The organism is Pseudomonas sp. LTJR-52, from assembly GCF_003691465.1.
GTDB classification, from domain to species: Bacteria; Pseudomonadota; Gammaproteobacteria; order Pseudomonadales; family Pseudomonadaceae; genus Chryseomonas; species Chryseomonas luteola.
The window spans coordinates 1,931,544-1,946,495 of record NZ_CP033105.1 but is presented as its reverse complement, the minus strand read 5'-3'; the positions used below and the strand labels follow the sequence as shown (position 1 = coordinate 1,946,495).

Below are 14,952 nucleotides of genomic sequence, written 5' to 3'. Positions count from 1 at the left end.
GCGCCGGCTGTCGTCAATTTGCGATATAGGCGTTGCCTATTTGATTCAAGTGGATTCAGGCCTTGCGATAGGCGGCGAATGCCTCCAGCACGGTTTCAATGTTTGCGCTGGACACATCTAGATGCGTCACCAACCTTAACCGTGCGGCCGGGCTGACTACAATGCCTCTTTCTCGCAGAAAAGAAGCGAGTTTGGGAGCTTTGTCGCCCGCGGCAAGGTAAACCATATTGGTCTGCACCGGCTCGACAGTGTAGCCCAGCTTTTCAAGTCCTTCAGCGAGGCGTGCTGCGTTGGCATGGTCTTCTGCCAGTCGGGTCACGTTGTGCTGAAGCGCGTAAAGTCCTGCTGCCGCCAGGACGCCCGCCTGGCGCATGCCGCCGCCAACGACCTTACGCCAGCGAATGGCCTTATCGATCAATCCCTGGCTGCCACACAGAACCGATCCTACTGGCGCGCCAAGACCTTTTGAGAGGCACACCGATACAGAGTCGAAGTGACGTGTAATGTCTTTTGGTGGAACGCCCAGCTTGACGACTGCATTGTAGAGACGGGCGCCATCCAGATGGAGTGCCAATTCATGCTCGTGGGTAAAGCGCCGTGCATCAGCAAGGTAGCTCAGGGGAAGCACCTTGCCGTGCATGGTGTTTTCCAGCGCCAGAAGGCGGGTACGTGCAAAATGAAAATCCCTGGGCTTGATGTAGGACGCTACGCGATCCAGATCCAGGCTTCCGTCAGCCTCCATCTCGACTGGCTGTGGCTGGATCGAGCCCAGAACAGCGGCCCCACCGCCTTCATATTTGTAGGTATGCGCCAGCTGCCCTACCAGGTATTCATCACCTCGCTCGCAGTGCCCCATCAGCCCCAGCAGGTTGCTCATGGTCCCACTCGGCACAAACAAACCAGCCTCGAAGCCCAGCTCATCTGCCAGATAATGCTGCAACTTGAGAACGGTAGGGTCCTCACCGTAGACGTCGTCCCCCACCTCAGCCTTCGCCATGATGTCGCGCATCGCTGGCGTAGGCTGGGTGACGGTATCACTTCTCAAATCGATGAGGCTCATGCAAACAGCTCCGGAAAGAGAAAATCCCGATGCTAATGCAAAGCCGCCTCGAAAATCACGAATTGTCTAAAGCTTTGGTTGGAACGATCAAAATCCCTGCGCGCAGACCGGGTCTTACGTTGGGATTTGGAAAGATGATCCTGGCGTCCGTTTCAGTGACTATCCACTTTTGAGAACCATCCTCTGCAAGCAGATAGCCTTCGGGCAGTGGACTGAAATTCGCGACATCGTCAGCCAGATGTAGGCGAAACGCTTCACTCTGCTTGATGATTTCTCGCGATACGTGAAACACCTTGAGCCGCTCCAGTGTTTGCGGCAACTCGGGCTCGCACTGCTCAATGATAGCCTTGAGTCGGGACTCGAGCTGACTGACATCGACGCCGGCATTCTGACCGAATGGACGAGCCTTTCCCAACTCAAGCGTAAAAGCTTCAGCCTGATGGGCCGCGTAGCTGTAGGCGCTGAAGGTGATACCAGGCCTGCTCTGCAATAGCACAGCGTCAATACCGGCGGCTTCGAGCCTGGCCATCTCGGCCTGCGAGTGCTCTCGCCCCTCGCTCCAGGGATACAGCGCAAAACGCTCGATAGCGGAACCACGGATCGCCGTATGCAGATCGTAATGCAGTCGAGCCCTATCCGGCTCGCTGAAAAACTGTGCGACCAAGCGCTCCAGCTGATCGGCCCGTTGAGCTTCGAATCCAGAAGTCAGCGCATGTTTGCCATTGAACAGGCGATTCATGTCCTGCTCAACAAAGCGAACATTGCGCCGCATGGCTTCGGGGTTACCCAAGAGAAAGAGAATTCGAATACGCGGTTTTATTTCACCGCGCGCGATGCCTTTGAGAAGGCGATCCAGCATCTCGATAGGCGCTGTCTCGTTACCGTGTATGCCGGCTGACAGCAGAAGATCAACACCCGCATCCGTCCCATTAGCCGGTTTGACCAGCAAAGCACCCTCACTCAACCACTGCAGGCGGATGCCGCTGGAGGTGACCTGGATTTTTTCGGCTGGCTCTCGGCCAGCCAATGTGAGTTCAAGCAGTTTGCCCAGAGAAAGACCGTACTGTTCCGTCATGATGATCCTGGCTGGCAAGTAGTGTTAGTCAGTGATCATGCCCACAACCACAATCTGGACCATGCTCATGGTCCTCTTCGACCGGCTCCAGACTGAGCGCCAGTCCAAACTGGTTCACTGCCTGCGGGCGTAACCCCAGTACCGGGGTCTCAGCCTCATCTTCAAAGGACTCGGCATAGATCGTAAGCCCACCCTGTCCGTCTGGCTCCAGCCAGAGGTCACGGCCATTGATTTGAACAGCAACGCGGGCAGCACGCGCTTCGCGTCGCTCGCCTTGGGTGTCTTCGAGAATAAGGGACAAGCTTTCGATCATGTCTGTACTCAATCGATCTGGAATGGATAAACCGAACCCAGCTTCAAGATTTGTGTAAGCTCATCCAGGGCTGTTCGGCACTCGAATAGTAGCTGTGGATCAGCCAGATCAGATACGTTAAGGCGATCCCGGTAGTGAGTATCTACCCAGGTTACCAGTCGTGTATAGAGCTCGGGCGTCATCAGCACACCAGGATTGACGGCTTCAAGCTCTGCCTGCTTCAGCGCTACACGTAGCCGTAGACAAGCGGGCCCCCCACCGTTCTGCATGCTCTGTTTGAGGTCGAATACCTTAACCTCGCGGATAGGCCCATCACTTTTGACGAGCTGATCCAGATATGTCCACACCTGAGCATTCTGGCGGCACTCTTCAGGCACGATCAGTAGTGTCTGGCCATCCGGCTTGAGCAGCAATTGGCTATTGAACAGGTAAGACCGTACCGCGTCATTGACGCTTACCTGACTACGGGGTACGCATACGGCGCGCAGCGTTCCGCCACGTCGAGCCAGCTTGTCGGTCAACTCCTTGAGCACGCGATCGCTTTCGAGGAAAGCATCCTCGTGATAGAACAATACTTCAGCATTGCCCACCGCGATCACGTCATTGTGGAAGACCCCCTGGTCGATGACTTCAGGATTCTGCTGAGCATAGACCACACCCTCTTCCGTCAGTCCATGCAGCCGCGCTATGGCCTGGGAGGCTTCCAGGGTTTGACGCGCCGGATAACGCTGCGGCGCCGGGTAGCGGTTGTCGAAAGCACTCCGACCAAACACGAAGAACTCTACGCCAGCCTCGTCATAGTCGCGGCAGAAACGCGTGTGGTTGGCAGCCCCTTCATCACCAAACTGGTTTACGGCCGGCAAGGCCGTATGATGCGCAAAATGCGTTTCATCACGAAACATGGCTGCCAGTACACGACTGGTCGTAGGGTGCTCGATGCTACGATGAAACTTACTGTTCAGGTTGGCTGCCGTGAAGTGCACCCGTCCATCTGCCGTATCTGCGCTAGGACTGATGGTAGCGGCATTGGCCGTCCACATTGAAGAAGCTGAGCTGACCGAGGCAAGCAGCGGTAAGGCTTCCCTGGCGGCGCGCTCTATGACCTGAGCATCTGTCCCGGTGAAGCCCAGCTGGCGCAACGCAGCAACGTGGGGACGCTCCTGAGGCGCGAATACGCCCTGTTTGAAGCCGAGCTCCATCAACGCTTTCATTTTGGCCAGCCCCTGGCGAGCGGCTTCGCGAGGATTCGAAGTGAGCTGCCCATTGCTTTGAGAGGCTACGTTTCCATAGGAAAGCCCACCATAGTTATGGGTCGGGCCGACCAATCCGTCAAAATTGACTTCATAAGCGTTCATAGATGGACTCCAGGCAACAATGTTGCCGGTAAATCAAGCGTGTCGGCTTCCAGCGAGGCGACCGGATAAGCGCAGTAGTCCGCCGCATAATAAGCGCTGGGACGATGATTGCCGGAAGCGCCTATACCGCCAAAGGGAGCACTGCTGGCAGCACCTGTCAAAGGCCTGTTCCAATTGACAATGCCCGCGCGCGACTCGATCAGGAATTGTTCGTACCTCGCGCTGGATGACGAGAGCAAGCCTGCCGCCAGGCCAAAGCGGGTAGTGTTAGCCTCGCGTACAGCCTCGTCGAAGCTCTCGTAGCGAATGACTTGCAGCAACGGCCCGAAGAACTCCTCGTCAGGACGATCGGCAACGCTGGTCACATCCAGAATGCCAGGCGTGAGCAAAGCGCTCTCAGCGTTGGGCTGAGTCATGGTCAGTAGCGGCATTGCACCCTTGGCCAGGAAACGCTCTTGTGCTTCAAGTAGCTGGCGGGCAGCGTCCAGAGAGATCACAGCCCCCAGGAAAGGAGCAGGCTCTTCATCAAACCGCCCTACTTGCAGCCTGGCCGCTGCCTGTACCAGACGCTCCAGAATGATGTCGCCCTGCTCCGTATTCGGTACTAACAGACGGCGTGCACAAGTGCAGCGTTGCCCGGCCGAAATGAAGGCAGACTGTACAATCGTATAGACCGCTGCATCGATCTGATCGACCGTGTCGACCACCAGCGGATTATTCCCTCCCATTTCAAGCGCCAGGATCTTGTGGGGAGCACCAGCAAACTGTTGATAGAGCAAGGCGCCCGTCCGGCTTGACCCCGTAAAGAACAGCCCATCGATATCAGGCTGCGCAGCCAAGGCAACACCAGTAGCACGAGCCCCTTGCACCAGGTTGAGTACACCTTCCGGTAACCCCGCCTCGATCCAGCACTTGACCGTCAGCTCGGCGACAGCAGGCGTCATCTCACTGGGCTTGAAAACAACAGTATTTCCTGCCAGCAAAGCCGGCACGATATGCCCATTGGGTAAGTGGCCTGGGAAGTTATAAGGACCAAATACCGCAACAACACCATGGGGCTTGTGTCGTAGCCGCGTTTTAGCCTCGCCCAAGACGCCCGCCTTTTCACCCGTGCGCTCATGGTAGGCCTGAACCGAGATGGCCACCTTGTTCATCATACTGGTGACTTCTGTCGCAGCTTCCCAAAGAGGCTTGCCGGTTTCCACACCAATGGTATTGGCCAGTTCCTGACTACGCGTCTTGAGTGTTGCTGCAAAGGCTTCGAGCACCTTGATACGCTCGTCCAGCGGCTTGCGAGCCCATGCAGGAAAAGCGGCGCGAGCAGCGGCTATAGCGTCCGATACCTGCTTGTCAGAGGCTTCGTTTCCACGCCAGATCACGGCTTGCCCGACAGGGTTGAGCGAAGTGAATTCGGCGCCTTCGCCAGCCAGCCATTGACCGCCAATGTAATGCGTACTCATGTCGTTTTCTCCTAGGGCGCTACTGACACTGCGCGGACCTGAGCGCCAGCAGACAGCTGCAGCCTTCTCGCCGTAACAGGGTCAACCACCAGTGTTCCAGAGGCTACCCGTGCAGGTGCAGCGGTAATCCGGCAGCCTTCTCGCTTACGGTTGTGAATTACATAGGGCTGGGCATCTTCGCCCGGCGTGCCGATGGACAAAACGAGTATCTGGCTATTCCGAATGGCACGAACCTTGTCGGTTTCGCATTCAATCGCCGGGCCCGCGTCGAAGATGTCCACATACCCCTGGTAGGCAAACCCTTCTGCATTGAGCATGCGAAGTGCAGGCTCGGTATCAGGATGGACGCGGCCAATGACAGCACGTGCTTCTTCTGAGAGGAAACACGTGTAAAGCGGAAACTTGGGCATGAGTTCGGCAATGAATGACTTATTGCCCACACCGGTCAGGTAATCCGCTTGAGAAAACTCCATCTTGAAGAAGTTACGCCCTAGGTTTTCCCAGAAAGGCGAAAGTCCTCGGCTGTCCGACACCCCACGCATTTCTGCGATCAGCTTATCTGAGAACAACGAGCGGAACTCGGCGATGAACAGAAAGCGCGCCTTGGACAACAGACGGCCGTTCAATCCGTTACGATGGCCTGCGTGCAGAAATAACGAGCAGAGCTCCGAATTACCGGTCAGGTCATTGGCCATGAACAGCGTGGGAATCTGCTGATGGATATTGAGTTCGCGAGAGGCACTGACTGTCAGCCCCACCCGGTAATTGTACCAGGGCTCACGTAGACCTACGGCGCCGGCAATACCGGAAATACCGATAACGGTGCCGTCGTCCTGCTCGAGTACGAAGAGATAATCCGCATCGGCACGCTCGACGTCGCCGCGGAAGGTTTTTTCAGCCCATTCCACCCGGTGAGCCAGACGCTCTTCACTGGCAGGCAAGGTGGTAAGCCCAGCGCCTGTAGTGCGCGCAAGCTCGATTAGCGCGGGCAGATCCGCGCGGGTGACAGGACGAATGATCATATTCCCTCCGATGACCCAGGCCGGCGCTTCGCCGCGCCTGCGTCTGACGTGCCCTGGGCACGCACTACTCTCATGACGACAGCACGTATCATGGTTAAACAGCGACGAGCCGTACGGTATCGCCAGCCTTGACGTTGAGCGCGGCGGCGGCGGCACTCGACAGAACTGCCGGCGCTCCTGGCTCCCAATCGAGCTCGTGAACAATGGCACGGAAGTCCTGTAGCAGATCATTACTGATCAGATAGGCACGGTTGCCGTCGACCGCATCCTGCACCTCCACCGCGACCACATGACTCCCTGCCATCGAACGGATGTTGTTGGTACGCGCATGCAACGTCGGACCGCCATCGAAAATATCGACGTAATTGTCAGTTTCGAAGCCTTCGCGGGTCAGGATATCGAAAGTGATCTGCGCACGTGGATGAACCTGGCCAATGGCCTCTTGGGCGGCATCTGTCAACAACGGCACATAGATCGGATAGATCGGCATCAGCTCCGCCAAAAAAGTGCGACTCTTGGCACCGCAGATGCGCTCCGCTTCGGCATAGCTCACATCAAAGAAGTGACGGCCTACTGAGTCCCAGAACGGCGAATCGCCCTGCTCGTCACTCATGCCTACGATTTCGACCACGACAGACTCGGCAAATCGCTCGGGATGGCCAGCCATGAACATCAATCGACCCCGAGAATTGAGCTCGGCTATAGGGGTATCCAGAAAATCACGATCGATGTAGAAGCTGCTCAGCACACTGTTGCCCGTCAGGTCATGGCAGAGTGAAAGCACATGCGTCTTATTGTGAATCTTGAGCTCACGCGAGGCATGGATAAAGGTCTCGTTGCGAAAGCTGTAAAACGGTTCGGAAAAGCCAGCCGTGGCAATGATGGCTGAACAGCCAACCAGACGCCCCGTGTCTGAATCCTCCAGAACGAAGAAATAACTTTCCTCGCCATTGAAGCTTACTTCGGCGGCAAAAGAGGCTTCTGAAACCCGGATCTTTTCCTTGAGCCGCTCGATGTCATCCGGCAAAGAGGTGACACCTACCGGACTGTCCGCGGCCAGATGCTGCACATGGGGCAAATCAGCTGCCCGAGCAGGTCGCATCACCAGCATGAAGTCACTCCTTCTAATTTTTCTAATTGAAATCGCTCTTGAATACCGTGGCGCCTCCCTGCGCCACGTTCAGGCTCAAGCCTGGGTAATGCGGGCCACAGCGCGCTCCAGTCGCGCCAGGCCTTCATCAATGTCAGCCTCGCTGATGACCAGACTGGGAGCAAAGCGGATGACATCCGGACCGGCCTGAAGCACCATCAGCGACTCCTCGTTGGCTGCCGTCAGCACTTCCTTCGCCCGACCTTTCCAGGGCTCGCTCAGCGGAGCGCCAATCAGCAGGCCCATCCCGCGAACACCGGAAAAGATGCCGTACTTGCTGCCCATGGCCTCAAGCGCGGTACGGAAACGGTTATGACGAGTCTTCACACCCTCTAAAACCTCAGGCGTGTTGACTACGTCCAGCAGAGCGGAACCGATAGCACAGCCGAGAGGGTTACCACCGTAGGTGCTGCCGTGAGTGCCTACCGAAAGATGTGCCGCCAGCTTGTCAGTTGTCAGCATTGCCGCCAACGGGAAGCCGCCACCAATGCTCTTGGCTGTGGTCAGGACATCAGGTGTGATGCCGTAGTGCATGTAGGCATAAAGGTGGCCGGTACGGCCTACCCCACTCTGCACCTCATCGAATACAAGCAGTGCCCCATATTGGTCGCACAGGTCACGTGCGCCTTGCAGATACGCCTGGTCACCCGGCAGTACGCCACCCTCGCCCTGGATAGGCTCGAGCACGACCGCGCAGGTCTTTTCGGAGACGGCCGCCTTGAGCGCGTCCAGATCGTTATAAGGCACATGGGTGATACCTTCGATCTTTGGACCAAATCCTTCGGAATACTTGGGTTGCCCGCCCACGCTTACCGTAAACAGTGTGCGGCCATGAAAGCTGTTGGTTGCAGCAATGATTTCATAACGGCTTCCGCCACTGACGTCATGCCCGTAACGACGGGCAAGCTTGAACGCAGCCTCGTTGGCTTCTGCGCCGGAGTTGGCAAAAAACACCCGGTCGGCAAAGGTAGCTTCAACCAGCTTGCGAGCCATGCGTAATGCAGGCTCGTTGGTGTAGATGTTGGATACATGCCAGAGCTTGTTAGCCTGCTCCATCAAGGCCTGCATCAGGGCGGGATGACCGTGCCCCAGTGCGTTAACCGCAATGCCGCCGGAGAAGTCGATCAGCTCACGCCCGGCCTGGTCCCAGATGCGTGAACCTTCGCCTCGGACGGGAATGAATGCGGCGGGCGCATAGTTGGGCACCATGATCTGGTCGAAGTCGGTGCGTTGCACCGAGAACTGCGGAGCAGACATCGAAAATTCTCCTGCCTGTTGTGGGCTAGCGATGGAAGGATTGTAGGGAGTAGATCACGCCGGGCATTGCCGCTATGCGACAACTATTTACAGCGCACAACCAGCCAGCGGAGCGGCTTACAGATATGCGACAGAAAACATCGGCAATACGCAGTCTAGGGTGTACGGAGAGATGCGGGAAGCATCAGTAGATGCTCATCTTTAATGCACAGCTAGGCAACAATGAGTGAAACGCTGAAATAGTGGCCGCAGAAACGCTTTCTGCGGCCACTGGATCTTACTGGGCAGAATTAGGTGCTACACGGCTGGTGCCGTTTACCGTCACGATGCGTACGCGCTCGCCTACCCGGAATACCTCTCCCTTGCTGACTTCCTGTACATAGGCACGTGTACTGCCGTCGTCTTCACGTACCGTCACTTCTACCCCGTTGGCACGAGTAAAACCTTCTTCGGTAGCGGCACCAAGCAGGCCGCCTGCTACGGCGCCCACGATAGCGGCGACATAGCTACCCCGACCGCCACCTACGCCACTGCCGGCGATACCACCCACTGCCGCACCGGCACCTGCGCCGATGGGGGTCTTGGTTCCTTCAATCTTAACGGGGCGCAAGGCTGTGATGGTCCCCATGCGTACGGTCTGAACCTGACGAGCCTCATCGCGTGAGTACACGTCACCGGTCTGGCTGGATACGCACCCGGCCAGCAGCGCGGAGGCAGTCAGTGCAGTAATAATTTGAGTGGTCTTGTTCATCATTCAACTCCAGTTCCTACAGGGCTGTTCTCGGCGGAACCCTATGGTGGACCCTCCGCCTTACAGGAATGTTCAGCTTTTATAATCCTCTCATATGGCCTCAAGGCAAACGGTTGAATCTTTTGATCCAGACAGCTTTCGTTCATCCGCTTCGCTTGCTTTACCTGAAATAGGACGACTCATCCTGTTCAACCCTCGCGTGATTGCCGGGCCAGACGCCAGACACGAGCAAGGTCGGTTGCGCGCGCGCGCAGCTCCTGTGCGGCGGTCCGACAGGCCTGCTCCAGCGTGACAGGGCCAGGCACCAGACTGAATGCTGCCTCAATTCCTGCCTCATATACCTGCTGGTAGTGCGCACCCAAGCTACCCACCAATGCAATGACAGGCACATCAGCCTCACGGGCGACCCTGGCAACTCCTATGGGCGTCTTGCCATGCAGGCTTTGGTAATCCAGTTGCCCCTCTCCGGTAATGACTAGATCCGCGTCCCGGAGCGCCTCTGCCAGCCCGGAAACTTCTGCAACCAGCTCGACACCCGATCGAAAATGCGCCTGAAGAAAGGCCCTAGCAGCAAAACCCAGCCCCCCTGCCGCTCCCACTCCTGGAAAACAACTGTGATCTTCCCCGAGTACTTGAGCTGCAACCTGAGCGTAATGCCCAAGTGCTGCATCCAGCACAGCGACATCCTCAGGCGTTGCGCCCTTCTGAGGGCCAAAGACATGGGAGGCACCATGAGAGCCACACAAGGGGTTATCGACATCGGCAGCCACATCGATCTGAACGGTAGCAAGACGCTTATCCAGACCGTTCAGCTCAATACGGACTAGTTCGGCTAACGCAGCACCCCCTGGCGGCAAAGGCTGACCATGTTTATCCAGGAACTTGACTCCCAAGGCGTTCAGCAACCCCGCACCGCCATCATTCGTAGCGCTGCCACCCAACCCCAGAATAATTCGTCGAGCTCCAGCATCCAGCGCAGCGCGGATCAACTCACCGGTACCGTAGCTACTGGCCCGTCTGGCATCCCGCTGCGCTTTTGGCACCCAGTGCAAGCCGCTGGCAGCCGCCATCTCGATCACGGCTGTCCCCTCGCCCAGCCATCCCCAGTGAGCCAATACCGGCTGCCCCAGCGGCCCCTGCACGGTCAGCTCACGACGCTCTCCTCCGGTTGCAGCCAGCAAGGCCTCGACCGTGCCCTCTCCTCCGTCGGCCATGGGTTTGAGTTCGATAGTGGCGGAGGGAAAAACCGCTCTCCAACCCTCTGCAATAGCCTGGGCAACCTCGGGTGCGCTCAGGCTTTCCTTGAACGAATCAGGTGCGATTACGAGTTTCATCAATGTTCTCCCGGCTGACGGTTCGCCTGTCGATGGGTATGGCTGCTCGTTACAGCAGGAAAAGACTTAAAAGCCATACTGTGGCCATCCCGGTAAGCCCTTGAACCAAGGTAGCGAGTGTCTGGGCACGGTATGCCGTGGCTACGCTCATACGGCTGAATTGAGTCACAACCCAGAAAAAGCTGTCGTTGGCATGTGAAACCGTCATCGCTCCAGCGCCGATCGCCATTACGGTCAATACACGCCCCATCTCACTGTCGAGCCCCAGCTGCCCCAGCAGCGGTGCTACCAAGGCAGACGTTGTCACCAGCGCAACCGTAGTCGAACCCTGGGCTGTTTTCAGGGCGGCGGACACTACGAATGGCATAAACAGCCCAATCCCCAAGGCGGAAAGCGTGCTGCCAAGGTAATCGCCCAGTGGAGTGACTTTGAGCACGGCACCAAACGCCCCACCAGCGCCGGTAATAAGCAAGATGGGAGCCGCTGACAAGATGCCTTCGGCCACATGATTCTGAAACTCCTGGCGCTTGTCATTGCTCTTGAGCAGCGAACAGGCCAGCACTAGGCCTACCAGCAGCGCCGGGACGGGTTGCCCAATAAAACCCAACAGCGTCAACACCGCCCCTTCTCCGAAAGGCTTGCTGGGAAAGGCAGCGATTGACCCCAGGCAAATCAATCCAATGGGAGCAAAAATCGGGGCAAAGGCCTGCCAGGCACTGGGAAGCACACCATAACTTTCCCGTAATGCTGTGAAATCTTCCTGGGAAGGCATCGGCGTACCATCATCAACCAGCGGGATGTCCTTACCCAGGAAGCGGTTGGCCCACCACAGCCCCGCCATGGCCGTTACGAATGACACGATAAGGCCAACACCGATAACCAGTCCGAGGCTTGCATCGAGCCCTAGATTACCCGCAGCCGCAATCGGCCCCGGTGTAGGTGGCACAAAGGTATGCGTAGCATAGAGGCCAGTCGCCAGGGCTACACTCATGGAGATCAGGGAGACCTTCATACGAGCAGCCAGCGCATTTTTCAGCGAATTGAGGATCACATAACCGGAATCGCAGAATACGGGTATCGAAACCAAGTAACCGATGATGGACAACGTCAGGGTGGGAAAACGCTCGCCGAGTACACGAATCACGGTTTCCGCCATGGTTATGGCCGCGCCGCTACGCTCCAGAATCACACCGATAATTGTGCCTAGCACAATGACGATACCGATGTATCCCAGGATGCTGCCAAAGCCCGTTGTAAGGGTTTTGGTGATATCGCCGACAGGCACCTGGTAGGCGAAACCGGCGAGAAAAGCCGCCAGGAGCAAGGCCAGAAATGGATGAAGCTTGAAGCGTGTGGTGGTCACGACGATGAATGCTATCAACGCCACCAGAATAAGGACGAGGCTCATGACAGGCTCCGGTTGTTATTGTGATCGGATAACTGTGGATGAGCTTATTGTGCTATCAGTTCAATGAGTTTCGCTTGGTACACAAGCACAAGATAAGCACCTGACTTCACCGTATATATTGTGCATCTGCACAATCAGGCGCATTCCAGCAGACTGATTCCCAGCGACAGGTAAAGCCACTGCCCCAGCATATCGTGGCTGAGTCCAGTCAGCTCACAGATACGCTCGAGACGATAGCGCAACGTATTCCGATGGATATTCAAGGACGCGGCACAGGCAGATGCCTGCCCATGGTGCTCGCACCACGCCTGCAAGGTTTCTCGTAACACGCCATTTTCATCCTGCGCAAACAGCCGCTTCAAGGGATCGAGCCACCCTTGCAAAAGCCAGCTCTGCCGCTGGCTGTAAAGCAGTGCCGTCAGCCGGTGCTCATCCAGCTTGAGTAGCCGCACATCAGGCAGGCACGCACGGGCATAGGCTTGCAGCAAGCGCAGTGATTGGCAGGCCTCTCGCAAGTCAACCAGACTTTCCAGCGGACCCGATGCTGTAACGCGTAATACGTTCAGCCCCTTGGCCTTTGCCTGATCAAGCCAGAGTTGTTCTTCATGAGGCCGCCCGAGCGGACGACACCAGAACCATTCCTGCATACCGACGGGGGCGCAAAAACTCTCCAGATTGGCAGACAACATGGCGCTCAACGCCTTGGCCGAACGGGAGTCTGAGGCTTCATTCAGCTCGATAAGGCATACCTGACGTGGCCAGCTCAGGGGTACCTGCTGTCGCTCAGCCTCAACAGAAAGCGTGTTCAGGCTTACCGAAGGGTCCAGCAATTGGCCGATCCAGCTGTCCAGTCGATGCCGCTGCCAATGACGCTCCAGATGCGATTGTCGCTGCTCCACCAACATTTCGGCCGCCATGCGGACCAGTTCGGCATATGGCCTGACAACCTCGGGCCTACCCGTGATACCGAGGACCCCGATCAACCGCTCGGCATAGAGCAGTGGCATGTTAACCCCCGGCTTCACACCTCGCAGGCAGGAGGCGGCCTGATCGTCGATCTCGACGACTCGACTGTTGGCCAACACCAGCTGAGCGCCTTCGTGACGGGTATGCAATCGCAAGGGATCACCGCTGCCGATAATCATGCCCTGCGCATCCATCACATTGACGTTGTAGGGAAGGATTGCCATGGAGCGATCCACAATGTGTTGCGCAAGGGTTGAATCAAGTTCAATCACGGCAATCCCTTCCTTTACATGAGCACTGTTTAAGGAGCCAAACGCTGGCGCTTCCAGCCCTCTCCTTCACGGCGGTAATCGAGCCGATCATGCAAACGGCTGGAGCGGCCCTGCCAGAACTCGACCCGCTCGGGAATCAGCCGATAGCCTCCCCAATGTGGCGGGCGCGGTGGCTCCTCATGGGCAAAGCGTGCCTGCACTTCAGCCACTTTCGTCTCAAGTTCTTCCCGACCGCCCAGCACCTGGCTCTGCGGCGAAGCCCAGGCGCCCAACCGACTACCCAACGGACGGACACGGTAGTATGCGTCGGACTCTTCAGGGCTTACGCGCTCGACCACACCCTCGATTCGCACCTGACGCTCAAGTGTGGGCCAGAAAAAGGTCATGGCGGCCCTGGGCTGCCCAGCGAGCTGCTGCCCCTTGGCACTTTCGTAATTGGTGTAAAACACGAACCCCTTGGCGTCTACACCCTTGAGTAGAAGTACACGACAATGGGGTTGCTGCTCGGCATCAACCGTTGCCAGTACCATGGCATTGGCTTCTACAGGGGGCTGCTCGGTTTTAACAGCATCCTCAAACCATTGGCCAAATAAGGCAAATGGCTCGGCGGGCGCCTGCGCTTCGGTCAATCCGTCGCGGGTGTAATCACGACGCATGTCAGCCAGCGTCTGGGTCATGGCAAGCTCCTGATTGGGAATGGAACTTACAGCTTACCCAGTCATGCGCCAGGTTGCTTGACTCATGCCAGGTATATGGCGAATTGGCATCCGAAACCAAACGGTTCCGGATGCCTTTACTGACTCAGCGCTTGCTTTGCAGAGAGGCCAATACCACTGTACGTGGCTGGATAAGGACCTCAACACGACGGTTCTGAGCGCGCCCTTCGGCATTGTCGTTTGCTGCACGCGGCTGGGTATCGCTCAGACCACGAACGACCAGACGATTGCCATTAAGCCCGCTCAGACGAAAGATGGAGGCTACCGCCTTGGCGCGGCCGAGACTGAGCTGGTCATTAACCGCCTTGGAACCAGTGCTATCCGTGTGTCCCAGCACAATGACGGCGCTCTGGTCATCCTTGAATACCAGCTTGGCGGTACGGCCCAGCGGGCCGAGCATGGATGGCAGAAGCATCTCAGCACGATCAGGGTTGAAGGAGTCGTCAACGTTGGCGATCAGCAGTAAGCCGTCCTCTCTACGCTCCATTTGCATCTTGCTACCGGCGATGGCTTCGCGGATCGTTTTTTCATGCTGATCCAGCCAGTCCTTGCTGACTGTTATCTCTTGGGCTTTCGCTTGAGCCTTTGCCTCGGTTACAGTCTTGTCGCTCTTGCCAAACGGCCACCACCAATGTCCGCCGTCCGCTTTCGCCTGGGTTTCGGTCTTTTGCGTTTCTACCTTCGCCTGGGGGACTGGCTCCTTGGCAGTGGCAACGTCGCTTTCCTTGTGAAAATAACTGCAGGCGGAAACGCTCATGCAGAGAACGACAGTAGTAGTCTTGAGCAGCTTCATGCGTTTTTATCCCATCAGGC

General features: G+C 57.1%; 14 protein-coding genes. All 14 read right to left on the bottom strand.

Annotated elements, in window-relative coordinates; all coding sequences use genetic code 11:
• Positions 1 to 55: 55 nt before the first annotated feature.
• The 14 genes from ltaE to EAW52_RS08980 all read right to left on the bottom strand — a co-directional run bounded on the left by ltaE (position 56) and on the right by EAW52_RS08980 (position 14,932).
• Positions 56 to 1,060 carry a low-specificity L-threonine aldolase gene (gene ltaE / locus EAW52_RS09045; protein WP_010794956.1) on the bottom strand — a complete coding sequence of 335 codons (1,005 nt, stop codon included), beginning with the start codon at positions 1,058 to 1,060 and terminating at the stop codon, positions 56 to 58.
• Positions 1,061 to 1,115: 55 nt separating this feature from the next.
• The gene (gene astE / locus EAW52_RS09040) at positions 1,116 to 2,135 is read right to left on the bottom strand and encodes a succinylglutamate desuccinylase (protein ID WP_122042171.1); all 1,020 of its coding nucleotides are present in this window, start codon (positions 2,133 to 2,135) and stop codon (positions 1,116 to 1,118) included.
• A 28-nt stretch (positions 2,136 to 2,163) separates the two neighbouring features.
• Entirely contained in the window at positions 2,164 to 2,448 is a 285-nt protein-coding gene (locus tag EAW52_RS09035) for a hypothetical protein (RefSeq protein WP_010794958.1), read from the bottom strand.
• Positions 2,449 to 2,456: 8 nt separating this feature from the next.
• Entirely contained in the window at positions 2,457 to 3,803 is a 1,347-nt protein-coding gene (gene astB, locus EAW52_RS09030; protein ID WP_122042170.1) for an N-succinylarginine dihydrolase, read from the bottom strand.
• A complete protein-coding gene (astD, locus tag EAW52_RS09025; RefSeq protein ID WP_122042169.1) occupies positions 3,800 to 5,263 on the bottom strand; it encodes a succinylglutamate-semialdehyde dehydrogenase in 1,464 nt (487 codons plus the stop codon). Before astD ends, astB begins: the two co-directional genes overlap by 4 nt.
• Before the next feature lie 11 nt (positions 5,264 to 5,274).
• The gene (astA, locus tag EAW52_RS09020; protein WP_122042168.1) at positions 5,275 to 6,285 is read right to left on the bottom strand and encodes an arginine N-succinyltransferase; all 1,011 of its coding nucleotides are present in this window, start codon (positions 6,283 to 6,285) and stop codon (positions 5,275 to 5,277) included.
• A gap of 94 nt (positions 6,286 to 6,379) precedes the next feature.
• On the bottom strand, positions 6,380 to 7,396 hold the full coding sequence (gene aruF / locus EAW52_RS09015) for an arginine/ornithine succinyltransferase subunit alpha (protein ID WP_010794962.1): 1,017 nt from the start codon (positions 7,394 to 7,396) through the stop codon (positions 6,380 to 6,382).
• Positions 7,397 to 7,471: 75 nt separating this feature from the next.
• Entirely contained in the window at positions 7,472 to 8,692 is a 1,221-nt protein-coding gene (locus EAW52_RS09010) for an aspartate aminotransferase family protein (RefSeq protein WP_122042167.1), read from the bottom strand.
• Positions 8,693 to 8,969: 277 nt separating this feature from the next.
• Positions 8,970 to 9,443 (bottom strand): glycine zipper 2TM domain-containing protein, encoded by a 474-nt coding sequence (locus EAW52_RS09005; RefSeq protein WP_010794964.1) that lies wholly within the window; start codon positions 9,441 to 9,443, stop codon positions 8,970 to 8,972.
• A 188-nt stretch (positions 9,444 to 9,631) separates the two neighbouring features.
• A complete protein-coding gene (locus EAW52_RS09000; protein WP_122042166.1) occupies positions 9,632 to 10,777 on the bottom strand; it encodes a glycerate kinase in 1,146 nt (381 codons plus the stop codon).
• 49 nt (positions 10,778 to 10,826) lie between these two features.
• On the bottom strand, positions 10,827 to 12,185 hold the full coding sequence (locus EAW52_RS08995; protein WP_122042165.1) for a GntP family permease: 1,359 nt from the start codon (positions 12,183 to 12,185) through the stop codon (positions 10,827 to 10,829).
• Positions 12,186 to 12,319: 134 nt separating this feature from the next.
• Positions 12,320 to 13,423 carry a sugar diacid recognition domain-containing protein gene (locus EAW52_RS08990; protein ID WP_122042164.1) on the bottom strand — a complete coding sequence of 368 codons (1,104 nt, stop codon included), beginning with the start codon at positions 13,421 to 13,423 and terminating at the stop codon, positions 12,320 to 12,322.
• Between the two features lie 29 nt (positions 13,424 to 13,452).
• A complete protein-coding gene (gene pdxH / locus EAW52_RS08985) occupies positions 13,453 to 14,100 on the bottom strand; it encodes a pyridoxamine 5'-phosphate oxidase (RefSeq protein WP_074823803.1) in 648 nt (215 codons plus the stop codon).
• A 124-nt stretch (positions 14,101 to 14,224) separates the two neighbouring features.
• The gene (locus tag EAW52_RS08980; RefSeq protein WP_010794969.1) at positions 14,225 to 14,932 is read right to left on the bottom strand and encodes an OmpA family protein; all 708 of its coding nucleotides are present in this window, start codon (positions 14,930 to 14,932) and stop codon (positions 14,225 to 14,227) included.
• Positions 14,933 to 14,952 lie beyond the last annotated feature (20 nt).